The organism is Pseudomonas sp. ANT_J12, from assembly GCF_008370045.1.
Lineage (GTDB): Bacteria > Pseudomonadota > Gammaproteobacteria > Pseudomonadales > Pseudomonadaceae > Aquipseudomonas.
On sequence record NZ_VOBN01000003.1, the window covers coordinates 384,083 to 407,816 of the forward strand.

The following is a 23,734-nucleotide window of genomic DNA, read 5'->3' on the forward strand; positions in this document are numbered from 1 at the left end:
GCCACCTCTTTAAACTGCGACAACTACTATCTATTAAACTCAACCAATGTTATCGCTCTACCCATTCTCTTCAAGTCACCAAAAATTAAATATGCCCCCATGGACTCCAAAATTGCGAGAGCAATAAATATTTGGCCTGCATACGGACCAGAATTTAACAACCCCGGATTATAAAGCTCCAGCGCACCTAAGAGCAAACAAAGAGCAATATGAACCGGAAACAACATCCAAATTAAAAATCCGATGTTATAGCGAATCTTGAACCATTTATCGCGCAGACGAAACCAAGGCGCTTGATAGATAACATTCATATAACCAAACTGAAAAAGAGCGATAGCGCCATTGACGTTGGTTGGATGTCCAAGAATCGTTCGAATGGCTTGCGCGTCAGCGTTTTTTATTCCGTACAGCCTCTCACATTCGTCTTGCAGTTGCGGAACACTCATTTGCAAATAAGTTTGCTTGAAAAGCAACCTATCTGCTTGTAGGTTTTTCCTAGAACTAATAAGCCAATGATAAAGCGGTATTAAAAGACCAATAGCAAATACCAACAACCCTAAACCTTCCATCCAACCGATGCTGTTTCCGGGCGGCTGGGCATCATTTTTTTTGAGTATTACCGTCTGAATAGCATAAACCAAAACATCTTTTAAATTGTAGGACATGAGCCCTATTCCGACTAGCATCAAACGGCTAGACACAGTCCCGAATATAAAATTCAGGACACGATCCAGCACTTTCCCCAAATCTATATTCCACGAAACACTACCTGCCATAACTACTCCGACGAACGAACAAGCCAATGAATGATTAATCGACGACAACAGATTTTTTAGCGGTGACTTGTCAGAAACAGCCTGACGCTAATTGCTACACAGTCATTGAGTCGCGAGCGTCAACCTATCAATTCGACTTTTCCAAGCAAATCGTAAAGCCCATCAGGCACCAACGGCGAATCGTCAGTAAAGCTTGCGCATGAATGCCACTTCGCTGTGAACGCAGCCCCATCGCTCTCTTGGGCGTTCAAGTACGGCAATTCGTAAACAGCTGAATCCACAAACTTCGCATCGTAAACCTGCACGATTTCGTGTCCTGGCTTACCGGCATACGTAAAGAGGCTTTCAAGCGTACCGATCAATCGGACATCGGTGATCGGCAAACCGAGTTCTTCCTGGATCTCTCGTTCAATGGCTTCGGCGCTGGTTTCGCCAAAGTCGATACCTCCGCCGAGCGGGCGGAAGAAGGTCTGTTTGGTGATGGGATCGCAAAATTCATTAACCAGTATCTTTCCATCGTGATGGAAGACACACAGTGCAAGTGCACGGATGCGTTGGGTAGTCATGCAGGTAAGTCCATTTACTTTGAAGAATGCCTGTAGCAACGGACGAAGGTTGCTACAGGTCAGTGTCCATTTGCGATATCAGAAGTTAGCCGGGGTGTTGGCACTTATGATTTCTGCCTCATCCGCCCCAATATTGCGAAACCGATGCGGCAACGTCGTCGGAAAGTAATACCCATCCCCGGCATTCAGCACACTAATCTGCCCATCAACGGTGAGTTCAACCGTCCCCCGCGTCACCAGCCCACACTCCTCGCCTTCCGAGTGGACGATAGGCTCTTCCCCCGAACTAGCCCCAGGCGCGTACTGCTCGCGCAATAAGCGCATCTGCCGGCTCGGTACGGACGCGCCAATAAGCAACAATCGCAGCCCGTGCCGCCCAAGATCCGGCTGTTCGTTGGCGCGGAATACGTATTGATGCTCGCGCGGTGGCTGGTCGAAGGTGAAGAAGTCCGCCAGGGACATGGGGATGCCTTCGAGCAGTTTCTTGAGGGAGCTGACGGAGGGGCTGACGCGATTTTGTTCGATCAGGGAGATGGTGGCATTGGTGACGCCGCTACGGCGGGCCAGCTCGCGCTGGGACAGTTTGTAGCTTTCGCGTACTAATTTGAGTCGTGAGCCCGTGTCCATGACAGCCTTATGTGTGTGCACTACTTAAGGGGGTTATGGGGGTGGATGGCGGGCGACTTTTGGCCGCGAGGAGCACCACTTCCCTGTCCCGGAAAAGTGAAAGGCGGGTATTAAATCACGTTTGTTCGTGTTGCTCAGCAGGTTCGATGGGTGGTGGGTGAAAAGCCCAAAACGGGGACGCTTCGCGACCCAGCGGGAGCAAGCTCCCTCGCCACAAAGATGGTGTTGGTTTGGACGTTGTGGCGAGGGGGCTTGCCCCCGTTCGGCTGCGAAGCGGTCGTAAAACCATTGCGCCCGGTGTAACCGTTACACCGCGGTGGCCGGGTTTGGGGTCGCTTCGCGGCCCAACGGGGGCAAGCCCCCTCGCCACAGGGGCCCGTTCACACAGGGACTTTAGATGCCGAACCGGTCGCGCAGTGCGTAGTACGCGGCGCCCATGGCAGTGAGGGGCGCCTGGAAGGTGCGGCCACCAAGCATCGGCATGTGCGGCAAGGAGGCAAAGGCATCGAAACGTTCGGCGTCGCCGCGGATCATTTCGCTGATCAGTTTGCCGGCCAGGTGTGAGCAGGTAACGCCGTGGCCGCTGTAGCCTTGCATGTAGTAGGCGTTTTTCTCGATGCGGCCGAATTGCGGCATGCGCGACATGGTCAGCAGGAAGTTGCCGGTCCAGCGGTAGTCGATTTTCACGTCCTTCAACTGCGGGAAGGTCTTGAGGATTTTTGGCTTGATCAGTTGTTCGATGTCGTCCGGTTCCCGGGCGCCGTAGACCACTCCGCCGCCGTACAGCAGGCGGTTGTCGGCGGTGAGGCGGTAGTAGTCGAGCAGGTAGTTGCAGTCTTCGACGCAGTAGTTGTTTTTGATCAGGCTGCGTGCGACTTGCTCTGACAACGGTTCGGTGACGACGATTTGCGAGCCGCAGGGCATGCTTTTGCTGGTCACGCGATTGTCGAGGCCTTGCGGCAGGTAGGCGTTGCCGGCGATCAGCAGGTACTTGGCGCGGACCACGCCTTTGGCGGTGCGCACGGTGATCGGTTCGCCGTAGGTGATTTCCACCGCCGCCGATTGTTCGTAGATTTTGCCGCCCAGGCCGATGATCGCCGAGGCTTCGCCGAGGGCCAGGTTCAGCGGATGGATATGGCCGCCCTGCATGTCCAGCAGGCCGCCGACGTAGTTGTCGCAACCGACTTCGCGCTTGATGTCGGCGGCGTCGAGCATTTTCAGGTTCTTGTTGCCGTAGCGTTCCCAGCTGCTTTTCTGCTCGGCCAGGCCTTTGAGTTGCTTTTTGTTCAGCGCGGCGAAGATGCCGCCGGGCTTGTAGTCGCACTGGATGTCGTAGTGCTGGATGCGCTGACGGATGATGTCGGCACCTTCAAAGATCATGCTGCCGAGGATTTCGGCGGTCTTGTCGCCGTAGCGTTCTTCGATGACATCGACGTCGCGGCTGTAGGAGTTGACCAGTTGACCGCCGTTGCGACCGCTGGCGCCGAAGCCGACTTTGGCGGCTTCGAGCACGGTCACGCTGTAGCCCGCTTCGGCGAGGAACAGCGCCGAGGACAAACCGGTGTAGCCGGCGCCGATCACGCAGACGTCGCATTCCACCAGTTCTTCAAGCACCGGGAATTCGCCGGTGAAGTTGCGGGTGGCGGCGTAGTAGCTGTTGACATGTGTTGTTGGTTTCATACGTTTCTCCGATGGCCGCCAGCACGCGCTGGCGACCGCCGCTGTAAAGGTGTTAGAGCTTGATCCAGGTCGCTTTGAGTTCGGTGTATTTGTCGAACGCGTGCAGCGATTTGTCCCGACCGTTACCCGACTGCTTGAACCCGCCGAACGGTGCGGTCATGTCGCCGCCGTCGTACTGGTTGACCCAGACGCTGCCGGCGCGCAAACCACGGGCGAAGGTGTGGGCCTTGCTCAGGTTGCTGGTCCAGACGCCGGCGGCCAGGCCGAAGATGCTGTCGTTGGCGATGGCCAGCGCTTCATCGAAGGTGTCGAAGGTGATCAGCGACAGTACCGGACCGAAAATTTCTTCCTGGGCGATGGTCATGGCGTTGGTCACACCGTCGAAAATCGCCGGTTCCACGTACAGGCCGCCGGTGCTTTCGAGGGTGCGGCTGCCACCCGCGATCAGTTGCGCACCCTGGTCTTTGCCGACCTGGATGTAGCGCAGCACGTTGTCCAGTTGCCGTTGATCGACGACTGCGCCGACGGTGGTTTCCGGATCGAGGGCGTGCCCCGGTTTCCAGGCTTGCAGCGCTTCCACCAGCAGCGGAATGAACTGCTCGCGAATCGAGCGCTCCACCAGCAAGCGCGAACCGGCGGTGCAGACTTCGCCCTGGTTGAAGGCAATCGCCCCCGCCGCCGCTTGTGCTGCCGCGCGCAAATCCGGCGCGTCGGCGAACACCACGTTTGGACTCTTCCCCCCTGCTTCGAGCCAAACGCGTTTCATGTTGCTTTGCCCGGCGTAGATCAGCAGTTGCTTGGCAATCGCGGTGGAGCCGGTGAACGCCAGCACGTCGACGTCCATGTGCAACGCCAGCGCCTTGCCGACGGTGTGACCGTAGCCTGGCAGGACGTTGAACACGCCTTTCGGGATCCCGGCATCCAGCGCTAATTGCGCAATGCGGATCGCGGTCAGTGGCGATTTTTCCGAAGGCTTGAGGATGAACGAGTTGCCCGCCGCGAGTGCCGGGGCGAACTTCCAGCTGGCCATGATCAACGGGAAGTTCCACGGCACGATGGCGGCGACTACACCGGCGGGTTCACGGGTGATGAGGCCGAGTTGATCGTGGGGTGTGGCGGCGACTTCGTCGTAGATCTTGTCGATGGCTTCGGCGCTCCAGCGGATCGCGTTGGCGGTCGCTGGAATGTCGATGTTCATCGAATCGCTGATTGGCTTGCCCATGTCGAGGGTTTCGAGCAGGGCCAGTTCTTCCTGGTTCGCCAGGATGAGATCGGCGAAGCGGATCAGGATTTTTTTACGTTCGGCAGGTGCAAGACGCGCCCAGATGCCGGACTCGAACGTCTGCCGTGCGACGGCGACGGCTGCGTTGGCATCGGCTTCGTCGGTGCTGGCGACATTGGCCAGGAAACGGCCGTCGACCGGGCTGATGCATTCGAAGGTGTCACCGCTCAGTGCTGCGCGGTATTGACCGTCGATAAAGGCCCGGCCTTCGATGGATAAGGACTGGAAGCGTTGTTCCCAGTCGCTGCGAGTGTTTGTCATTGTTGTGACTCGACGCAGAGGAATAAGTGATTGTTGTGGCGGCGTATCAGGGGATTGCAGGGGTGATTGGGCGGCCGTCTTCGCGGGCAAGCCTCGCTCCTGCAGGTCTGCGGCGTGCACATTTTTTGTGCCCGACACATATCCTGTGTAGGCGCGAGGCTTGCCCGCGAAGAGGCCCTCACATTCAACATCAACCCCAACAGCCCAAACCCATCAGACCGTGTGCAGATACCAGTTGTACTCAAGGTCCGAGATGGAGTTTTCGAACTCGGCCAACTCGCTTTCCTTGCACGCCACGAACACGTCGATGTAGAGCGGGTCGATGTATTTGGCCATGACTTCGCTGTCGTCCAGCTCGCGCAGTGCATCGCGCAGGTTGTTCGGCAGGCTCTGTTCGTTCTGCTCGTAGCTGTTGCCTTCCACCGGAGCGCCCGGCTCGATTTTGTTGGTCAAACCGTGGTGAATACCGGCCAGGACCGAGGCCATCAGCAGGTACGGGTTGGCGTCGGCACCGGCTACGCGGTGTTCGATGCGCACCGAATCGGCAGAACCGGTCGGCACACGTACCGCAACGGTACGGTTGTCGATGCCCCAGCTCGGCGAGTTCGGTACGTAGAACTGCGCGCCGAAACGGCGGTACGAGTTGACGTTCGGGCACAGGAAGGCCATCTGCGCCGGCAGGGTCTCGAGCACACCGCCGATCGCGTGACGCAGTGCGGCGTTCTGCTCGGGATCCTCGCTGGCAAAGATGTTGTTGCCTTCTTTGTCGAGAATCGAAATGTGTACGTGCAGACCATTGCCTGCCTGGCCCGGATACGGCTTGGCCATGAAGGTGGTGTCCATCTCGTGGTCATAGGCGATGTTCTTCACCAGACGCTTGAGCAACACCGCGTAGTCGCAGGCTTTGATCGGGTCGTTGACGTGATGCAGGTTGACTTCGAACTGCGCCGGGGCGCTTTCCTTGACGATGGCGTCGGCCGGGATGCCCTGCTCTTTCGCGCCTTCAAGGATGTCTTGCAGGCAATCGACGTATTCGTCGAGGTCGTCGATCAAATACACCTGGGTCGACACCGGACGCTTGCCCGATACCGGCGAACGCGGCGATTGCGGACGACCGTTCACGTTGTCCTGATCGATCAGGTAGAACTCGAGTTCAAACGCCGCGCAGATGGTCAGGCCCATGTCGTCGAATTTACGCACCACATTCGCCAGCACTTCCCGTGGGTCAGCGAAGAACGGCTGGCCTTCGAGTTCGTGCATGGTCATCAGCAATTGCGCGGTTGGGCGTTTCTGCCACGGCTCAATGCTCAGGGTGCCCGGGATGGGGTAGCAGATTCGGTCGGAGTCGCCGATGTCCAGACCCAGGCCGGTGCTTTCCACCGTCGAGCCGTTGATGTCCAGGGCAAAGAGTGACGCCGGGAGGTTGATGCCTTTTTCGTAAACCTTATGAAGACTGGTGCGTTCGATGCGCTTGCCGCGCACCACACCGTTCATATCCGCAATCAGAAGGTCGACGTACAAAACCTCAGGATATTTCTTAAGGAATGCGTTTGCTTCGTTGAGTTGAACGGTACGCAGAGGGACCGACATGATGCACCTATTAGCTGTTAATTATTATGTTCACTACGGTGTTGCGAGCCCAGTCAACCCGAACGGCAAAGTGAAGTCAATAGCGAACACTTAGCCTTTCAACCTTTATTTTCGGGCCTTTTATGGGGACGAGAGTGCCAGATAAGCCGCCAGAGCCGCGCAGATCCTCAGCATCGGACGACCGGCGTTTAGAATTTTTTACATGAGAGTTGTTAATTAAAATCAACAAGGCTAAGCTCCGGAAAAGCTCGTTCAAGTGTGAAACTTCGAGGTGATAAAAATGGCATTCAAGCCATTGATCGGCGTTACAGCGTGCGTCAAACAGATTGGCCTGCACCCCTACCACGTCAGCGGCGACAAGTACTTGCGCGCTGTCAGCGTCGCGGCTCTGGGGTTGCCCGTGGTCATTCCTTCCCTGGGTGAACTGACTGAAATCGAGGACCTGCTCGCGCAGCTCGACGGTCTGTTGCTCACCGGCTCGCCCTCAAACGTGGAACCCTTCCACTATCAAGGCCCCGCCAGCGCTCCCGGCACGGATCACGATCCGGCCCGGGACGCCACGACCCTTCCTTTATTGCGTGCAGCGATTGCCGCCGGTGTTCCGGTGCTGGGCATCTGTCGCGGTTTTCAGGAAATGAACGTCGCGTTCGGCGGCAGCCTGCATCAGAAGGTGCATGAACTGCCGGGCATGCTCGATCACCGTGAAGCGGACAGTCCCGAGTTGGCGGTGCAATACGCGCCGGCTCATGCCGTGACAGTGCAGCCTGGCGGCGTGTTCGAAGCGTTGGAGTTGCCGACCGAGTTCAGGGTCAATTCGATTCACAGCCAGGGCGTTGATCGACTGGCACCGGGCCTGCGCGCAGAAGCGATTGCACCGGACGGTTTGATCGAGGCGATCTCGGTGGAACACAGCCCGACCTTCGCCGTCGGCGTGCAATGGCACCCGGAATGGCAGGTGCTTTCCAATCCTCAGTATTTAAGTATTTTCCAGGCGTTTGGCGACGCGTGCCGGCAACGGGCGGCGCTACGTAAAAAACGCTGACGACTTAAACCCTCACCCAACGATTTAACTGCCCTCGTGAACGGGCGGGTGCGCCGACGCGCGCTGCCTCTTCACGCGTAAAAAACGAAACAAGACAACAACAAGCACCACCAGGCAGCCAGGACGGCGGCGCCGAATAAGCCCGAGCGGTATGGGCCAGCGAACCAAACGCAATACCCCTGTAGGAGCGAGGCTTGCCCGCGAAAGCGGTGTATCAGGCAACGATGATGGCGACTGACACGCCGTCTTCGCGGGCAAGCCTCGCTCCTACAATGGACCGCGTTTGAATGGATTGGCACCGTACGACACGGGCTTGCAATCAACTATTAAGTCAGGCCGCGTTGGCCCGACGACTGAAACCTGTTGGGAGTTTCACATGGCAAATGCCTCCAGCACTTACAGGAAGGCTCTTGAAGGTCACCAGGCACCGAAAAAGGTGTTGGTGAAAATCGATCGCGTGACCAAGAAGTTCGACGAAACCACTGCAGTGGACGATGTGTCCCTGGAGATCCATCAAGGCGAAATCTTCGCCCTGCTCGGTGGTTCCGGCTCGGGCAAATCGACCCTGCTGCGCATGCTCGCCGGTTTCGAGCGCCCGACCGAAGGGCGGATCTTGCTCGACGGTGTCGACATCACCGACATGCCGCCCTACGAGCGGCCGATCAACATGATGTTCCAGTCCTACGCGCTGTTCCCGCACATGACGGTGGCGCAGAACATCGCCTTCGGCTTGAAGCAGGATCGGTTGTCCGCCAGCGAAATCGACGCCCGTGTGGAAGAGATGCTGCGCCTGGTACACATGACCCAATACGCCAAGCGCAAACCCCATCAGTTGTCCGGCGGCCAGCGTCAGCGCGTCGCCCTCGCCCGCTCCCTGGCCAAACGTCCGAAGCTGTTGCTGCTCGACGAACCCATGGGCGCGCTGGATAAAAAGCTGCGCTCGCAGATGCAACTGGAACTGGTGCAGATCATCGAACGGGTCGGCGTGACCTGCGTGATGGTGACCCATGACCAGGAAGAAGCCATGACCATGGCCGAACGTATCGCGATCATGCACCTGGGCTGGATCGCCCAGATCGGCAGCCCGGTGGACATCTACGAAGCACCGGTCAGCCGCATGGTCTGCGAGTTCATCGGCAACGTGAACGCCTTCGACGGCACCGTTGTGGAAGACCTTGAAGGTCACGCGATCATCCACAGCCCGGACCTGGAGCAGAAGATTTACGTCGGTCACGGCGTCAGCACCTCGGTGCAGGACAAGTCGATCACCTACGCTATTCGCCCGGAAAAAATGCTCGTCAGCACCCTCAAGCCCGAGCAGCGCTACAACTGGTCCAAAGGCAAGGTGCATGACATCGCCTACCTCGGCGGCCACTCGGTGTTCTACGTCGAACTGCCGGGCGGCAAAGTCGTGCAGTCGTTCATGGCCAACGCCGAACGCCGGGGCGCGCGTCCGACCTGGGACGATCAGGTCTACGTGTGGTGGGAAGACGACAGCGGCGTGGTACTGCGCTCATGAAAACCTTCAATCAGCAATTCCTGAGACTGGTCCCCAGCGGGCGCAAAGTGGTGATCGGCATTCCGTTCATCTGGCTGTTCCTGTTCTTCATGCTGCCGTTCTTTCTGGTGATGAAGATCAGCTTCTCCGAAGCGGCGCTGGCGATTCCGCCCTACTCGGAGATTTACACCTTCGCCGAGCAGAAATTCCAGCTGCTGCTCAACCTCGGCAACTACAGCCTGCTGACCCAGGATGAGTTGTACATCTCGGCGTACCTCGGCTCGCTGAAAGTGGCGCTGCTCAGCACGGTGATGTGCCTGGTGATCGGTTTCCCGATGGCCTACGCGATCACCAAGGCGAAAAAGGAAACGCAAAACGTCCTGATGCTGCTGATCATGATGCCGACCTGGACCGCGATCCTGATCCGCGTCTATGCGTGGATGGGCATCCTCAGCAACAACGGCTTGCTCAACGCGTTCCTGATGTGGACCGGGCTGACCTCGGCGCCGATCGAGATCCTCAACACCAACACGGCGGTCTACATCGGGGTGGTTTACGCCTACCTGCCGTTCATGGTGTTGCCGCTGTACGCCAACCTGGTCAAGCACGATGAAAGCCTGTTGGAAGCCGCGTCGGACCTGGGTTCGAGCAACTTCAACAACTTCTGGAAAATCACCGTGCCGCTGGCCAAGAACGGCATCATCGCCGGCTGCATGCTGGTGTTCATTCCGGTGGTCGGTGAGTTCGTGATTCCGGAGCTGTTGGGTGGCCCGGAGACCCTGATGATCGGTCGCGTGCTGTGGCAAGAGTTCTTCAATAACCGCGACTGGCCGGTGGCGTCTGCCCTGGCGGTGGTGATGCTGTTGATCCTGATTGTGCCGATTCTGCTGTTCAACCGCAGCCAGGCCAAAGAGATGGAGGCACGGGGATGAAACGCTTCGGATTTTCAAAGTTCATGCTGATTTTCGGCCTGTCGTTCATCTACCTGCCGATGCTGATCCTGGTGATCTACTCGTTCAACGCCTCGAAACTGGTGACGGTGTGGGGCGGCTGGTCGGTGAAGTGGTACGTCGGCTTGCTCGACAACACGCAACTGATGGGCTCGGTGGTGCGTTCGCTGGAGATTGCCTGCTACACGGCGATTGCAGCGGTGGCGCTGGGGACCTTGGCGGCGTTTGTGCTGACGCGCGTGACTCGCTTCAAAGGTCGCACGCTGTTTGGTGGGCTGGTGACGGCGCCGTTGGTGATGCCGGAAGTGATCACCGGTCTGTCGCTGTTGCTGCTGTTCGTGGCCATGGCGCAGTTGCTCGGTTGGCCGAAGGAACGCGGCCTGGTGACGATCTGGATTGCGCACACGACGTTCTGCGCCGCGTATGTGGCGGTGGTAGTTTCGGCACGTTTACGTGAGCTGGACCTGTCGATTGAAGAAGCGGCGATGGACCTGGGTGCGCGGCCGTTGAAGGTGTTCTTCCTGATCACCATTCCGATGATCGCGCCCTCGTTGGCGGCGGGCGGGATGATGTCGTTTGCCTTGTCGCTGGATGACTTGGTGTTAGCGAGTTTCGTGTCGGGTCCGGGGTCGACGACCTTGCCGATGGAAGTGTTCTCGGCGGTGCGTCTGGGGGTTAAACCTGAGATCAACGCGGTGGCCAGTTTGATTCTGTTGGCGGTTTCGATTGTGACATTCATGGTCTGGTACTTCAGCCGCCGCGCCGAAGCCACCCGTAAACGAGCGATCCAGGAAGCGATGGACCAGACGGCCAGCGAGTCGTGGCAGCCGCAGAACAATCAACGAGTCGAAGCGACGGCTCTCAGTTAAGTGAACGCATGCCCTGTCAGGTGAACACTTTCCCTGTGGCGAGGGGGCTTCTTGCCCCCGTTCGGCTGCGAAGCAGTCGTAAAACCAGTGAACGCGGTGTACCTGATACACCTCGGTTGCAGGTTTTGGGGCCGCTTCGCGACCCAACGGGGGCAAGCCCCCTCGCCACAAAAGCTCACTCGCCACACGTTTTGTGTTTTGAATAAGAAGAATGGAGTTGTACCGATGAAAATGTTTGGCAGGACTCTGCTGACACTGTCCTTAGTGGGCGCGATCACCACCGGCGCCCAGGCCAACGACAAGGTGCTGCGCGTCTATAACTGGTCGGATTACATCGCCGCGGACACGGTCAAGAAGTTCGAAGACGAGACCGGCATCCGCGTGACCTACGATGTGTTCGACAGCAACGAAACCCTTGAGGCACGCCTGCTCGCGGGTAAATCCGGCTACGACATCGTGGTGCCGTCCAACAGTTTCCTGGCCAAGCAGATCAAGGCCGGCGTCTATCAGACGCTGGACAAATCGAAGCTGCCGAACTGGAAAAACCTCAACCCGGTGCTGCTGAAAAACGCCTCGGCCAGCGACCCGGACAACGGTCACGCCTTCCCGTACATGTGGGGCTCGATCGGCATCGGTTTCAACCCGGCCAAGGTCAAGGAAGTGCTCGGGGACAATGCGCCGACCAACTCCTGGGACCTGCTGTTCAAACCGGAAAACGCGGAAAAACTCAAAGCCTGCGGCATCAGTTTCCTTGATTCGCCGACCGAAATGCTCCCGGCCGCCCTGCACTACCTGGGCTACCCGGTGAACTCCCAGGACAAGAACCAAATCGCCGAAGCCGAAGCGCTGTTCATGAAGATTCGGCCGTCGGTGGCGTACTTCCATTCCTCGAAATACATCTCCGACCTGGCCAACGGCAATATTTGCGTGGCCGTCGGTTACTCCGGCGACGTGTTGCAGGCCAAGGCCCGCGCCAAAGAGGCCGGCGATCTGGTGAAGATCGACTACAGCATCCCGAAAGAAGGCGCCGGCAGTTTCTACGACATGGTCGCCATCCCCCGGGACGCGGCCAACGTCGAGAATGCCTACCTGTTCATGAACTTCCTGATGCGCCCGGACATCATCGCCGAGATCACCAACAACATCGGCTACAGCAATGCCAACGCGGCAGCGACGCCGTTGGTGGATGAGGCGATTCGCAATGATCCGGGGTCGTATCCGTCCCTGGCAGTCATGGCGACGTTGTACGCGATTCCCGACATGCCGATCGGCGTTCAGCGCGTGATGACCCGGGGCTGGACCCGCGTGAAACTCGGTAAATAACCCACACCCCGATCGTTCCCACGCTCTGCGTGGGAATGCCTCCGCGGACGCTCCGCGTTCGGCTCTGGATGGGACGCGGAGCGTCCCGGGCTGCATTCCCACGCAGAGCGTGGGAACGATCATGTGGTAGCTGTTTTCCCCTCTTCCGTTCACGCAGCGCCTTACCACCGCTGCACCTCCTGCGAACGGCCTCACCTGGCTCCTCGGTTAAGGTGAATTTCAGGCGCCCTCGGGCGCCTTTTTTTGGTCCTGAGACACCAGAGGCCATTCGGCCAGCGCTCGGTAATGACCCTTGTGGGATTCGAACAGTGTGAAATGCTCGGCCCGCAACACAAATTCTGGTGGCGTCGAGGACTCAGGCACTGGCAATCGATAGTCGCGCATCAAGGTCAGATGCGGCCTGAATTCCTTCGGCGAATCCTCAAACCCGAACGGCAACATCGCCTGTTCCAACGCGTAAACCAGCCGCAACAACTCCACTGGCGCCTGCTGCGGCACAAGCACCAGAACCCCATGCTTGCGCCAGACATCCACTCGATCCAGCACCACCCGCAACGGCGCGCCCGGCGCCCGCACATTCGCCGCCGCCGTGCAGAGCTCGGCAATCTGCGCCACGCCCACCGCGCCCAGAAACATCAAGGTCAGGTGAAAGTTTTCCGCCGGCACCGGCCGTCCGCTGCGCAGTTGCAGCGCGCTGCGCCACTGGGCAATCTTCCGGCGCGGCTCGGGGGCGCAGCTCAAGGCGAAAAACAGCCGCTTGAGCGGTTCATGGGATTCGTCGCTCACGCCTGGCACCTCCTGACATGCACGTTATAGTTGAACCAACCGAATCAACCGGAGGGCGCCATGCGAGAGATCATCAGCAAAGAGCCATGGTGGGCGATGCCGCCGCAACCCGGTCAGGACGAGGCCGAGCTGGAATGGGGCTGGCTGGTTCACTATAGCGAAGGTGAGCCGCGTTTCGAGTTCGTGCGGGAGCGACCGTCGGACAACGAGATCCGCAACCGCAAGAGTTGCAGGATCACCCCGGCGCACGAGTGATCCCGCAGTGGTGGTTACGCTTGCAGCACAACGTTGAAGCCGCCAAAGACCATGCGCTGGCCGTCGAACGGCATCGGGTTGACGTCCTGTTGCATGCGCGGATCGACCATGACTTTCTGCATCCCGGCATCGCGGGTGGCTTTGTCGGGCCAGACGATCCAGGAAAAGATCACGGTTTCGTCTTCCTTGAGTTTCACCGCCATCGGAAACGAGGTCACCTTGCCGTCGGGCACGTCATCGCCCCAGCATTCAGTGATGCTCAGGGCGCCGGCCTCTTTGAAGATCTTGGCGGCGACCTCGGCGTGCTTGATGAATTTTTCGCGGTTAGCGGTGGGAACTGCGGCGATCAGGCCGTCGATGTAGGACATGGTCGTTCTCCTGCTGGGTTAGGGCGTTGTGAACACTGCCTCTGTGGCGAGGGGGCTCGCCCCCGTTCGGCTGCGAAGCAGTCGTAAAACCAGCCAACGCGGTGTACCTGAAGAACTGCGATGACTGATTTTTGGGCCGCTTCGCGACCCAACGGGGGCAAGCCCCCTCGCCACAGGTTATATGGCCACCTCAGGGACTGTGTTCAGCCCTTGCGGCACTGGTCAGGGGTTGACCTGCTGAGTAGTCGATTCTGTCGGGCTCCAATCGACAGCACCACCGCTCGAGCTGACCGACGGTACTTCAGCGCTCCCCGCCAGGTTGCCCTCGATTTGCGCGGCCAGGTACAGCGTGCCCGCCATGACGCCGGTCGTCGGGTTCTGCACCAGCTTGGTCCAGGCCTTGTCGAAGGTGTTGCCCAAACTGCTGCGAATCAGCGCCTCGCTGTCCGGCCGGTCATTGGCCCGGATAATCGCGCGAATCCCGGCGACCCCAATGGTGATCAACCCGCCGGCCAGTTTGCCCGCCGCCGCCGCCACCGCACTGGCGGCCCCGCGCGAGGGCAGCTCGGCCTCCATCCGCTGGCTGGCGCGCTTGGCCACCGGCGCCATGGCGGTGTCGGTCGAATCCACGCCCTTGTCCCCTCCCGCCTTGTGGATCTTGTCGATCAGCGCCGCATAGGCTGGCAACGTGTTCAGCGGCTGCGTGTGCACGACCTGATAGAGCGAGGCGTCCCGGGCCGAAGGGGGGCCGAGGGCGATGGCGGGGATTTTCTGCAGGCGGCCGTTGAGCTGCGCCATCGGTATGCCGTGACGTTGGGAAATCTTCTGCAATTCTTCCTGGAGTATGTCGACGTAGAAGGCCGTGGCCAGGCCGAGAATCGCGTCGGGATCGATTTCCACGGCAACCGGCGCCAGCACGCGCTGCTGGTATTGCTCCAGCAGGTAGTCCGCCAAACGCTTGGCTGAGGCGTCCTGCTCGCCCGCGGCGCTGAGCGTGTACCAGCTGACCTTCATCGACAGCCATTCCTGGGTCCAGTAACTGCTGAACCAGGGAATGAAGTTTTCTTCGGTCAGTTGATAGACCCGCGTGCGCCAATAATCCATGGCGCCACGCGCATAGATCTTGGTCTGCTCGGTGGCCGATTGCGACGCCGCGACGATCTCCCGGTCCACCTGCTGCCAGGTGCTCGGCGACACCACCACGACCGGCGCCACCTCCGGGGCACGCGTCGACGTGGCGCACCCTGCCAATACCAGCATTACGGCGACGATCAGCGAACGCAGGTTCAAGATCGCGGTGTCCTAAAGGCGCTCCCGAACGAAATGTCCGGTGCTTATAAGACTATTGAGTTGAGTATAGGTTGAGGGTTTTGGCCGTTCGTCTGGAGATCGTTGGTGTTGTTGCGGGCCTCTTCGCGGGCAAGCCTCGCTCCTACAGATTTGGCACCGTCATCTATGAAAAAACCTTCACCATCATTCCTGTTGATATGCACCATCGTAACGAACGCCTTCCGCAAAAAAACCGTCCGGCGCAGGATCAGCCCATACCCAACGCAAACCCCGCATCGGAGGGGCACATCATGTTGATCCATCTCCTGACCTGCCTGGCCCTGACCGCCGTCACGCTGACCCTGTTTTCGCGCTTTTTCCTGGACATCGGCACCACTGAGGAGCACCCGTCATGATCCGCATCGTTACCCTGGCCGTGAGTTTCCCGGTGTTCGGCAGCAACTACTACTCGCAACACGTGGTCTCGCGCAAAGAGATCGCGCTGGTGTTCGACCCACAGTTCGAAGACTTGCTGATGCCGGCCGCCGCCAACCACTTCAGTAACGAAGTGGTCGGGCTGAATGATCAGTTCCGCTTCTTGAATGATGTGCTGGTCGAGCATCTGCTTGACGTCGAGTTGGCGCAGCACGCACCCCGCTCGTCTCGCAGCTTCACGTTTTAGTGCACATTCCATTTCCAGCACGACATTGAACGCAGGCAAACACCGTATTGGTCGTCCAGCTCCGCCATGGGCGTAACCAAACGACGGAACGCCTGATGCGCCAGCCGGGTGTCAGTGCTGAGGTAAAACTCGCGCATCGCCTGGGTCAGTTGCTCAGCGACTGGCCCCCGCCACGTGTCGAGCGTCTGATCATCGTACTGTCGCAAGCGCAACCCAAACTCCTCCCGATAACGCGCCAATGCCTGCGCGTTGACCTGGCTCATCTCATGATCGAAGGTCCTGAAGTTGCGTCGGTATTGAGCCCAGTATTCCTCCGGAAAAGTGAACCATAGCTGCGACTTGCGCGCGCTGATCTGCTGCTCCAGTTTATCGGGCGGCCTACGCAGACGCGTCACCTCGGCGGAGTCGACTTTCATGTCCGCCGTCACGCTGGCATTGATGATGCGATCAATCATCACCACGCGCTGCGGCGTATCGGGTAATGGCACCACCGGGAAGATCGGCGATGTCCCCGTGCAGGCGGCCAGGCCCTTGTGCTCCAGCGGCAGCGAGGTGCGCAGCGTCTTGCCGTCCACCCGCTCGACCTGCTGCAAGGACGCCACGCATCGGGATTTCACGGAATCGACCTTCAGCTCATATTCAGCGCCGGGCGCAGGCGTGAGGTTGAACGCCGGCGAACCGCACACCATCAGAAAGGCCGGTTGTTCGGGCTTGAGCTTGATTTCCAGGTAGCCCCGAGCATCGGCCGGCGGCGCAAAGCTCATGCCCACCCGCCGCGAAGTGTCGCGGGCAAACACATTATTGAGCACACCCGTGGTGTAGCCCTGGCAGCGTTCAGCGGTGAACAGCATGAGGCTGGCATTGGCGACGTTGGCGACAAAACGCAGTTTGGCGGGATTGGGGTCAACGACCTCGGGATAGGAACCGTTGAGGCTGCAACCGCTGAGTAATGCGCATAGGGCGGTGATTGGCCACATGCGCGGTGGGAAAGCTGACATGGATCATCCTTGATGCGCCTGAACGCTGAGAATGGCCGATGCTACTAAAGGGCTACTAATGCGTCCATCCACAGCGCCATGTGCGTTACAGCGTCCGCTGGCTGTTCCCGATCCCCCGCGCCTGCTCAATCCCCCAGTCGAACGCAGCTTCCATATCCAAAAGATGCGGCTTCGGCGCATGGTCTTCCACAATCACCGCGCCGTTCGGCTGGTAGACGCCGATAAACATCTCCAGCGAACCGTCCCTCAATATCCTGGCCTTGACCTCGATCTTGCAGCTATTGGACAGGGTTTCCGTGTGGACCATATGGCGCTCGGTCATTACTGCATTCCTCTTCTTATGGATGAACGAATCACGCTTGAGTGATGTTAGCTCAGCGAAAACGGTCGCCAAGACAGCGGCCAAATGCCACCTATACTCCACGCAACCAACCCGCAAAGGATCTGCGCCTCCAACAATAAAAAGCAGAGGTGGAACATGGTCTGGCAGCAAATCTACGACCCGTTCGGCAACCCGGTGTTATCAACCATCATGGCCGCAGTGCCGGTGGTGGTGATGCTGGCCTCCCTGGCGTTTTTCCATGTCAAGGCGCACCTGGCGGCGCTGCTGGCCCTGGCCTCAGCACTGCTGATCGCGATCTTCGCCTTCGGCATGCCGGCGAACATGGCCGGTACGGCGGCGCTGTTCGGCGCGGCCAACGGGCTGCTGCCGATTGGCTGGATCGTGCTCAACATCATCTTCCTGCACCGACTGACCACCGAGAACGGCTCGTTCAAAGTGCTGCAGGATTCCCTCGCACGCATCACCGACGACCGGCGTCTGCAATTGCTGCTGATCGCCTTCTGCTTCGGCGCATTCTTCGAAGGCGCGGCCGGATTCGGCACGCCGGTGGCGGTGACCGGGGCGATTCTGATTGGCCTGGGCTTCTCGCCGCTGGCCGCCTCTGGCCTGGCGCTGATCGCCAACACTGCGCCTGTGGCCTTCGGCGCCCTCGGCACCCCAATCATCACCCTGGCCAAAGTCACTGGGCTGGATGAAATGGAGCTGTCGATGATGGTCGGGCGGCAGTTGCCGTTCTTCTCGGTGCTGGTGCCGTTCTGGTTGATCTGGGCCTTCGCCGGTTGGCGCAAGATGCTGGAAATCTGGCCGGCGATTCTGGTGGCCGGGGTCAGTTTTGCCGTGCCGCAGTTCCTCGTCTCCAATTACCACGGGCCGATGCTGGTGGACGTGATCGCCGCGCTGATTTCCATGGCGTGCCTGACCGGGTTCCTCAAGGTGTGGAAACCGGCCACCGTGCACACTTCGGCGGCGCTGTCGGGGCGCGTCGACAACTCGAAAATCGACCCGGAGCATGAGCAAAAACCCGAAACCAGTGCGACGTTTTCCGGCGATGCCAAACCGGCGGTCATGCGCGCGTGGATGCCGTGGATCATCCTCACAGTGTTCGTGTTCGCCTGGGGCACCCAGGGCTTCAAAAACATGTTCGACACCCGCGCCGTGATCGACCCACAAACCCACTCCGCCACCCTCGATCCGCAGGGTAAACCGTTGCGTGAGGCCAATCCGATCTTCTCCCCGGCCCTGACCTTCACCACCCTGCACCAGCAAGTCGAGAAAGTACCGCCGGTCGTACCGACGCCGAAAACCGAGGACGCGATCTACAAGTTCACCTGGTTCACCGCCACCGGCAGCGGCATTTTCTTCGCGGCGATCCTCGGTGGGTTGCTGATGGGTTATTCGATTCCGCAATTGGCGCGCCAGTACCTGCGCACCCTGTGGGTGGTGCGGTATTCGTTGATCACCATTGCGGCGATGCTTGCCCTAGGCTACCTCACGCGCTACTCGGGACTGGACGCCACCATGGGCCTGGCCTTCGCCGCCACAGGGATTTTCTACCCGATGTTCGGCACCCTGCTCGGCTGGCTCGGCGTGGCGCTGACCGGTTCGGACACGGCTTCCAACGTGCTGTTCGGCGGCTTGCAACGGGTGACTTCCGAGCAACTGGGGATCAGTCCGGTGTTGATGGCCGCGGCGAACAGTTCCGGCGGGGTCATGGGCAAGATGGTCGATGCCCAGTCCATCGTGGTCGCCTCCACGGCGACCCGCTGGTATGGGCATGAAGGGGAGATTCTGCGTTACGTGTTCTTCCACTCCATCGTGCTGGCGATCCTGGTCGGCGGGCTGGTGACGTTGCAGGCGTATGTGGCGCCGTTCAGCCATATGGTGGTGGGCGGGCACTGAGACAACCCGATCCCCTGTGGTGAGGGAGCAAACGCCCTCTCCACAGGCACTGGCTCGCCATTGAGCACCTTGGTTCCAAGCGACAGGGAACCTTCTCACTCGCAGCTTATCCCTTGATAATCGGCTAAGCTTAAAAGGCTGAGCTCGCGCGCCCGGAGGGTATTGATTGGCCGACTCAGTCCTCCACAAAACGTCCAACCGAATTGCGAATAGAATGCTAAATTTCCCGGCCGCCCGATTTGCGTTATTGGCCTGCATGTCACTGATCCCGACTGCTGAATAGAAATAGCCCTGCCGATGATTCCCAAGGCAGGAGCCGCCTCACCATTTTGCCGCGGCGCCTGGACGTCGCCTTTTCAAGGCACCTATCCATGACGAATTCACCCGACTCGACAACCCAAGTTGCCCAGTCCGAGCAACACCCGCTGCACCCACTCGATTTTGGTGTCGTCGGCATTGGTGCGTCCGCCGGGGGCCTGCAAGCGATCAAATTGTTTTTCGAAAACATGCCCCAGGACAACGGCATGGCGTTCGTGATCATCCTGCACCTGTCGCCGGATCACGAAAGTAGTGCCGACAAGATCATCCAGGAATCGACCCAGATGCCGGTCCTGCAGGTCACCGAAAAGGTGGCTATCGAACGTAACCACGTGTACGTAATTTCTCCCGCCCATCGACTGTCGATGAACGACGGTTACCTTGAGGTCAGCCCCTCCGACCCGCGCCTCGGGCGGACTTGCGCCATCGATCTGTTCTTCCGCGACCTCGCCGATGTGCACCGTGAACGGGCGTTTTGCCTGGTGTTGTCCGGCACCGGTTCGGATGGCGCGGTCGGTTTGTCGCGGATCAAGGAACAAGGCGGCGTGACCCTGGCCCAGGCGCCGGAAGACGCCGAGTTCGACGGCATGCCTCAGGCGGCCATCGACACCCAGATGGTCGACCTGGTACTGCCCGTCGTGGAAATGCCGCAAAAGTTGCTGGAGTTGTGGCGCAACGCCAAGGCGATTTCCCTGCCCACGGCCAACGACCCCGATCTGCAAACCATCGCTTCGGTCGCCGAGCGCGACGCGGTGGCGGCCGAACAGTTGTTGCGTGACGTGCTGATCCAGTTGCGCGCCGGCACCGGCCACGATTTCAAGCACTACAAGCGCGCCACCGTGTTACGGCGCATCGAGCGGCGGATGCAGGTCACCGCGCAACCGGACCTGGCCGCCTACTATCGCTATTTGGTGAGCAGCCCCGAAGAAACCAAGGCGTTGCTGGCCGACATGCTGATCGGCGTGACCAATTTCTTCCGCGACCGCGAGGCCTTCGAAGCGCTGGAACGCGACGTAGTGCCGCAACTGGTCAGCGCAGCCATCTCGGCCCACCCGGAAAAAGAAGAAATCCGCATCTGGTCGGCGGGCTGCTCCACCGGCGAAGAGGTTTACAGCCTGGCGATGCTGGTCAACGATCAGATGCAGCTGGATATCAGCCAGGCGTCGTTGCAGTTGTTTGCCACTGATATCGACGAGCGTGCCATCAGCATCGGGCGCAGCGGGCTGTACCCGCAAGCGATCATCACCGATGTGCCGCCCACGCGATTGCGTCACTATTTCGCCAAAGAAAACCAGCACTACCGGATTCGTAAAGAGCTGCGCGAAAAGGTCTTGTTTGCCAAGCACAGCCTGTTGTCCGATCCGCCGTTTTCGCACATGGACCTGATCGTCTGTCGCAATCTGCTGATCTACCTGGACCGCGAGGTCCAACGGGAAATCCTGCAGATGTTCCACTTTGCCCTGCGCCCGGGCGGCTTCCTGTTCCTGGGCACGTCCGAGAGCGCGGATGCCTGCCATGACCTGTTTGCCCCGGTCGACAAACGCAACCGGATCTTCCGGGCCAAGACCGGCACCGGCAGTAGCCGACGCGCCCCGACCATGCCCCGTGGAGGCTATGTGCGAACCGACATTACCCGTCAGCCCCCAACCCACCAGAAGCCGCGCAAACTGTCGTTTGCCGACATTCACCAACGCGCCCTGGAAAACTCGGCGCCGCCGAGCATGATCGTCGACGCCAATGCCGACATCCTGCACATGAGCGATAGCGCGGGGCGTTTCCTGCGGCATGTCGGCGGCGAGCTGTCGCGCAATCTGTTGACGCTGATCCTTCCGGAATTGCGCCTGGAAGTGCGCACCACACTGTTCCAGGCGCAGCAAGGCAGCCAGATGGTCAAGTCGCGCACGGTGGCGATCAAGCGTGAGGATCGCAGCTACCGCGTCGACCTGGCGGCCCACCCCTACCGTGACGAAGAGTCGGAGAGCGAGTGCGTGCTGCTGATGTTCGAAGAGGTCGAAGTCGACCCGTCGGAAGTCTCGAATTCCACGGTGCTGCAAACCGAAAACCAGGTGCTGTCCAACCTTGAACGGGAACTGCAACGCACCAAATTGCAGTTGCAGGACACCATCGAACAATCGGAAGTCTCCAGCGAAGAGCTCAAGGCTTCCAACGAAGAAATGCAGGCGATCAACGAAGAACTGCGCTCGGCCACCGAAGAGCTGGAAACCAGCAAGGAGGAGTTGCAGTCGATCAACGAAGAGCTGCTGACGGTCAACTTCGAGCTGAAAACAAAAGTCGAAGAAACCGACAAGATCAATGACTACCTGACCAACCTGATCGCCTCCACCGACATTGCCACGGTGTTTGTCGACAGCAGCATGCGCATCAAATGGTTCACGCCACGGGCCACCGATATCTTCAGCATGTTGCCCGTGGACACCGGGCGCTCGTTGCTCGACATCACCCATCGCCTGGATTACGAAGACCTGGCAGGCGACGCGGCGCTGGTGTTCGAATCCTTGAACATGATCGAGCGTGAAGTCAGCAGCACCGACAATCGCTGGTACATCGCCCGCCTCCTGCCTTACCGCTCCAGCGCCGATCACATCGACGGCACCGTGCTGACGTTTATCGACATCACCAAGCGCCATGCCGCCGAAGAAGAACTGCGCCTGGGTGAAGAGCGCATGCGCCTGGTCGCCGAAAGCACCCGCGACTACGCGATCATCACCCTCGATGAACTGGGCATCATCACCACTTGGAACAAAGGCGCGGAATTGATCTTCGGCTACAAAAAATTCGAGGCCGAAGGCGCCTATTACGACTTCATTTTCTCCGAAGAAGATCGTGCTGCCGGCGTACCTGAAACCGAGCTGTCGACGGTGCGCATCAATGGCCGCAACGAAGACGAACGCTGGCACCTGCGCAAGGACGGCAGCCGCTTCTTCTGCAGCGGCGAAGTCACCCTGCTGCGCGGCGACAACCTCCAGGGCTACGTGAAAATTGCCCGGGACCTGACCGGGCACAAGCGCCTGCATGAAGAACAGAACCAGCAACTGGCGGAAACCCAGAGCAGCAGCCATTTGAAGGATGAGTTCTTTGCGGTGATGTCCCACGAACTCAAGCACCCGCTGAACCTGATTCAGCTCAACGCCGAACTGCTGCGGCGCCTGCCGCTGATCAAGTCGACGGCGCCGGCGGAAAAAGCGGTCAATACCATTTGCGACGCGGTGAGCAGCCAGGCCCGGATCATCGATGATCTGCTCGATGTGGCCCGGGTACGCACCGGCAAGCTGCGGCTCAAGCGCAGCGTCGTGGATTTGAACCGGATGCTGCGCGATGTGTATCAGGTGGTGACCAATGCCCATCCTGGTGTCGATATGACGCTGCAATTGCCTGAAGCGTTGGTGATCAATGCCGACCCGACCCGGGTCGAACAAATCATCTGGAACCTGGTGAACAACGCCCTGAAATTCACCCCGGGAAGTGGCCAGATTCGCTTGATCGCCACCCGCGAAGCGGGCATGGCCCGGCTCGATGTGCAGGACAGCGGAGTAGGTTTGAGCACCGAAAGTCTGGATGAAGTATTCGACCTGTTCGGTCAAGCGGCCAATCAGCACGCGACCCATCACCGTAACGGGTTGGGGATCGGCCTGTCGCTGGTGCGGCAATTGACCGAGGCCCATGGTGGCAGTGTCGAGGTCTCCTCTCCAGGGCTGGGCCTGGGTTGCACCTTTACCGTCCGCCTGCCCTTGAGCCAGCCCCATGACAAAGTGACGCCATCGACCAAGCCCGGCGAACAGTCCGGACGTCTGGCCGGCCTCACCGTGTTGCTGGTGGACGACTCGCGGGACGTGCTGGACACGATGAAGATGCTGCTGGAAATGGAAGATGCGCAGGTCATCGCCTTCGCCGAACCACACCGGGCACTGGAAGCCGCCCAGACCGGGCAATACGACCTGGTGGTCTCCGACGTGGGCATGCCTGGCATGAACGGCTATGAGCTGATGCGCGCCCTGCGTGAACTGCCACATATCAAGCCGGTGCCAGCGATTGCCTTGACCGGTTATGGCGCGCAAAGCGACGTCGAAAAAACCCGCAAATCCGGTTTCGACCGGCACTTGGGCAAACCGGTGTCCTATGACGCGCTGATCGAGACGATTGAAGAGCTGAGGCAGACGCGATTGGATTGATTTAAATAGATCAGTCCCCTTTTTGAAGATGCCCCCCAAACCTGTGGCGAGGGAGCTTGCTCCCGCTGGGTCGCGAAGCGGCCCCAAAACCAGTCACCGCTATGTACCAGGTACACCGCGTTCACCGGTTTTACGACTGCTTCGCAGCCGAGCGGGAGCAAG

Annotated in this window: 21 protein-coding genes; 10 read left to right on the plus strand and 11 right to left on the minus strand. The window is 59.4% G+C overall.

What is annotated here, in order from left to right:
• Positions 1–26 precede the first annotated feature (26 nt).
• The 6 genes from FQ192_RS10060 to FQ192_RS10090 all read right to left on the minus strand — a co-directional run bounded on the left by FQ192_RS10060 (position 27) and on the right by FQ192_RS10090 (position 6,782).
• Complete coding sequence (locus tag FQ192_RS10060; protein WP_149658479.1) at positions 27–665, minus strand: hypothetical protein; 639 nt, start codon at positions 663–665, stop codon at positions 27–29.
• A gap of 230 nt (positions 666–895) precedes the next feature.
• On the minus strand, positions 896–1,342 hold the full coding sequence (locus tag FQ192_RS10065) for an NUDIX hydrolase (protein WP_149658480.1): 447 nt from the start codon (positions 1,340–1,342) through the stop codon (positions 896–898).
• 78 nt (positions 1,343–1,420) lie between these two features.
• Entirely contained in the window at positions 1,421–1,969 is a 549-nt protein-coding gene (locus FQ192_RS10070; RefSeq protein ID WP_007895886.1) for a cupin domain-containing protein, read from the minus strand.
• A gap of 393 nt (positions 1,970–2,362) precedes the next feature.
• Positions 2,363–3,649: an FAD-binding oxidoreductase gene (locus tag FQ192_RS10080; RefSeq protein WP_149658481.1), complete on the minus strand. Its 1,287-nt coding sequence runs from the start codon at positions 3,647–3,649 to the stop codon at positions 2,363–2,365.
• A 52-nt stretch (positions 3,650–3,701) separates the two neighbouring features.
• Positions 3,702–5,192 carry an aldehyde dehydrogenase gene (locus tag FQ192_RS10085; RefSeq protein WP_149658482.1) on the minus strand — a complete coding sequence of 497 codons (1,491 nt, stop codon included), beginning with the start codon at positions 5,190–5,192 and terminating at the stop codon, positions 3,702–3,704.
• Between the two features lie 213 nt (positions 5,193–5,405).
• Positions 5,406–6,782 carry a glutamine synthetase family protein gene (locus FQ192_RS10090; RefSeq protein ID WP_133835965.1) on the minus strand — a complete coding sequence of 459 codons (1,377 nt, stop codon included), beginning with the start codon at positions 6,780–6,782 and terminating at the stop codon, positions 5,406–5,408.
• Positions 6,783–7,062: 280 nt separating this feature from the next.
• Between FQ192_RS10090 and FQ192_RS10095 the strand changes: the two genes are divergently transcribed.
• The 5 genes from FQ192_RS10095 (at position 7,063) to FQ192_RS10120 (ending at position 12,464) form a co-directional block, all read left to right on the plus strand.
• Entirely contained in the window at positions 7,063–7,824 is a 762-nt protein-coding gene (locus FQ192_RS10095; RefSeq protein ID WP_149658483.1) for a gamma-glutamyl-gamma-aminobutyrate hydrolase family protein, read from the plus strand.
• 376 nt (positions 7,825–8,200) lie between these two features.
• A complete protein-coding gene (potA, locus tag FQ192_RS10100; RefSeq protein WP_149658484.1) occupies positions 8,201–9,343 on the plus strand; it encodes a polyamine ABC transporter ATP-binding protein in 1,143 nt (380 codons plus the stop codon).
• A complete protein-coding gene (locus FQ192_RS10105) occupies positions 9,340–10,254 on the plus strand; it encodes an ABC transporter permease subunit (protein ID WP_123409723.1) in 915 nt (304 codons plus the stop codon). The genes potA and FQ192_RS10105 overlap by 4 nt, the downstream gene beginning before the upstream one ends.
• On the plus strand, positions 10,251–11,141 hold the full coding sequence (locus FQ192_RS10110) for an ABC transporter permease subunit (RefSeq protein ID WP_149658485.1): 891 nt from the start codon (positions 10,251–10,253) through the stop codon (positions 11,139–11,141). The genes FQ192_RS10105 and FQ192_RS10110 overlap by 4 nt, the downstream gene beginning before the upstream one ends.
• Before the next feature lie 225 nt (positions 11,142–11,366).
• The gene (locus FQ192_RS10120) at positions 11,367–12,464 is read left to right on the plus strand and encodes a polyamine ABC transporter substrate-binding protein (RefSeq protein WP_149658486.1); all 1,098 of its coding nucleotides are present in this window, start codon (positions 11,367–11,369) and stop codon (positions 12,462–12,464) included.
• Between the two features lie 219 nt (positions 12,465–12,683).
• Here the strand turns inward: FQ192_RS10120 and thpR are convergent, their stop codons facing one another.
• Positions 12,684–13,250 (minus strand): RNA 2',3'-cyclic phosphodiesterase, encoded by a 567-nt coding sequence (gene thpR, locus FQ192_RS10125; protein ID WP_149658487.1) that lies wholly within the window; start codon positions 13,248–13,250, stop codon positions 12,684–12,686.
• 60 nt (positions 13,251–13,310) lie between these two features.
• Here thpR and FQ192_RS10130 point away from each other — a divergent pair, with 60 nt between their 5' ends.
• Positions 13,311–13,505 carry a hypothetical protein gene (locus FQ192_RS10130; protein WP_149658488.1) on the plus strand — a complete coding sequence of 65 codons (195 nt, stop codon included), beginning with the start codon at positions 13,311–13,313 and terminating at the stop codon, positions 13,503–13,505.
• Positions 13,506–13,519: 14 nt separating this feature from the next.
• On the opposite strand, the gene FQ192_RS10135 is transcribed toward FQ192_RS10130, so the two are convergent.
• Positions 13,520–13,873, minus strand: coding sequence for a DUF1428 domain-containing protein (locus tag FQ192_RS10135; protein WP_149658489.1), 354 nt, complete (start codon positions 13,871–13,873; stop codon positions 13,520–13,522).
• Positions 13,874–14,095: 222 nt separating this feature from the next.
• Positions 14,096–15,163, minus strand: coding sequence for a hypothetical protein (locus FQ192_RS10140; protein WP_149658490.1), 1,068 nt, complete (start codon positions 15,161–15,163; stop codon positions 14,096–14,098).
• Positions 15,164–15,243: 80 nt separating this feature from the next.
• On the opposite strand from FQ192_RS10140, the gene FQ192_RS10145 reads away from it, so the two are divergent.
• Together FQ192_RS10145 and FQ192_RS10150 are read left to right on the plus strand one after the other, a co-directional pair.
• Positions 15,244–15,558, plus strand: coding sequence for a hypothetical protein (locus FQ192_RS10145; RefSeq protein WP_149658491.1), 315 nt, complete (start codon positions 15,244–15,246; stop codon positions 15,556–15,558).
• Positions 15,555–15,824 (plus strand): hypothetical protein, encoded by a 270-nt coding sequence (locus FQ192_RS10150; RefSeq protein WP_149658492.1) that lies wholly within the window; start codon positions 15,555–15,557, stop codon positions 15,822–15,824. The genes FQ192_RS10145 and FQ192_RS10150 overlap by 4 nt, the downstream gene beginning before the upstream one ends.
• Here FQ192_RS10150 and FQ192_RS10155 read toward each other — a convergent pair.
• Entirely contained in the window at positions 15,821–16,822 is a 1,002-nt protein-coding gene (locus FQ192_RS10155; RefSeq protein ID WP_149658493.1) for a hypothetical protein, read from the minus strand. The genes FQ192_RS10150 and FQ192_RS10155 overlap by 4 nt on opposite strands.
• Before the next feature lie 85 nt (positions 16,823–16,907).
• The gene (locus tag FQ192_RS10160; protein ID WP_149658494.1) at positions 16,908–17,144 is read right to left on the minus strand and encodes a hypothetical protein; all 237 of its coding nucleotides are present in this window, start codon (positions 17,142–17,144) and stop codon (positions 16,908–16,910) included.
• Positions 17,145–17,300: 156 nt separating this feature from the next.
• Between FQ192_RS10160 and FQ192_RS10165 the strand changes: the two genes are divergently transcribed.
• A complete protein-coding gene (locus FQ192_RS10165; RefSeq protein ID WP_149658495.1) occupies positions 17,301–19,064 on the plus strand; it encodes an L-lactate permease in 1,764 nt (587 codons plus the stop codon).
• Between the two features lie 371 nt (positions 19,065–19,435).
• Positions 19,436–23,572: a CheR family methyltransferase gene (locus tag FQ192_RS10170; RefSeq protein ID WP_149658496.1), complete on the plus strand. Its 4,137-nt coding sequence runs from the start codon at positions 19,436–19,438 to the stop codon at positions 23,570–23,572.
• Positions 23,573–23,734: the final 162 nt, after the last annotated feature.

Excerpts from the sequence above, each read along its gene's own strand:
- FQ192_RS10150 (WP_149658492.1), top strand. The coding sequence starts at position 15,555 with ATGATCCGCATCGTTACCCTGGCCGTGAGTTTCCCGGTGTTCGGCAGC.
- FQ192_RS10070 (WP_007895886.1), bottom strand. The coding sequence starts at position 1,969 with ATGGACACGGGCTCACGACTCAAATTAGTACGCGAAAGCTACAAACTG.
- FQ192_RS10065 (WP_149658480.1), bottom strand. The coding sequence starts at position 1,342 with ATGACTACCCAACGCATCCGTGCACTTGCACTGTGTGTCTTCCATCAC.
- FQ192_RS10080 (WP_149658481.1), bottom strand. The coding sequence starts at position 3,649 with ATGAAACCAACAACACATGTCAACAGCTACTACGCCGCCACCCGCAAC.
- FQ192_RS10120 (WP_149658486.1), top strand. The coding sequence starts at position 11,367 with ATGAAAATGTTTGGCAGGACTCTGCTGACACTGTCCTTAGTGGGCGCG.
- FQ192_RS10135 (WP_149658489.1), bottom strand. The coding sequence starts at position 13,873 with ATGTCCTACATCGACGGCCTGATCGCCGCAGTTCCCACCGCTAACCGC.
- FQ192_RS10165 (WP_149658495.1), top strand. The coding sequence starts at position 17,301 with ATGGTCTGGCAGCAAATCTACGACCCGTTCGGCAACCCGGTGTTATCA.
- FQ192_RS10160 (WP_149658494.1), bottom strand. The coding sequence starts at position 17,144 with ATGACCGAGCGCCATATGGTCCACACGGAAACCCTGTCCAATAGCTGC.
- FQ192_RS10170 (WP_149658496.1), top strand. The coding sequence starts at position 19,436 with ATGACGAATTCACCCGACTCGACAACCCAAGTTGCCCAGTCCGAGCAA.
- potA (WP_149658484.1), top strand. The coding sequence starts at position 8,201 with ATGGCAAATGCCTCCAGCACTTACAGGAAGGCTCTTGAAGGTCACCAG.
- FQ192_RS10155 (WP_149658493.1), bottom strand. The coding sequence starts at position 16,822 with ATGTCAGCTTTCCCACCGCGCATGTGGCCAATCACCGCCCTATGCGCA.
- FQ192_RS10085 (WP_149658482.1), bottom strand. The coding sequence starts at position 5,192 with ATGACAAACACTCGCAGCGACTGGGAACAACGCTTCCAGTCCTTATCC.
- FQ192_RS10105 (WP_123409723.1), top strand. The coding sequence starts at position 9,340 with ATGAAAACCTTCAATCAGCAATTCCTGAGACTGGTCCCCAGCGGGCGC.
- FQ192_RS10130 (WP_149658488.1), top strand. The coding sequence starts at position 13,311 with ATGCGAGAGATCATCAGCAAAGAGCCATGGTGGGCGATGCCGCCGCAA.
- FQ192_RS10090 (WP_133835965.1), bottom strand. The coding sequence starts at position 6,782 with ATGTCGGTCCCTCTGCGTACCGTTCAACTCAACGAAGCAAACGCATTC.
- FQ192_RS10060 (WP_149658479.1), bottom strand. The coding sequence starts at position 665 with ATGTCCTACAATTTAAAAGATGTTTTGGTTTATGCTATTCAGACGGTA.
- FQ192_RS10095 (WP_149658483.1), top strand. The coding sequence starts at position 7,063 with ATGGCATTCAAGCCATTGATCGGCGTTACAGCGTGCGTCAAACAGATT.
- FQ192_RS10110 (WP_149658485.1), top strand. The coding sequence starts at position 10,251 with ATGAAACGCTTCGGATTTTCAAAGTTCATGCTGATTTTCGGCCTGTCG.